We start from the raw sequence: 232 nt of genomic DNA, 5'->3' as shown, positions 1-232 counted from the left end.
GGATATCGTCTTCCTGCAAGAGGTAATGGGTACCCACGCCATCCATTCGCTGCACATTGAAAACTGGCCGCAAACCTCCCATTACGAATTTCTGGCCGATACCATGTGGAACGATTTTGCCTATGGCCGCAACGCGGTTTATCCCCAGGGACATCACGGGAACGCGATATTGTCACGCTTTCCCATCGTGGAATATGAAAACCGCGATATTTCCGTCGCCGGAAGTGAAAAA

The 232-nt window shown here is 50.9% G+C and carries 1 protein-coding gene; it reads left to right on the top strand.

The features are described 5' to 3' along the window. On the top strand, window positions 1-232 hold a 232-nt coding region (locus tag KVT28_RS27115; protein ID WP_368734950.1), incomplete at both ends, for an endonuclease/exonuclease/phosphatase family protein.

The organism is Pantoea sp. GbtcB22 (genome assembly GCF_019091025.1).
Lineage (GTDB): Bacteria > Pseudomonadota > Gammaproteobacteria > Enterobacterales > Enterobacteriaceae > Pantoea > Pantoea leporis.
This window is presented reverse-complemented; position numbering and strand designations above follow the sequence as displayed.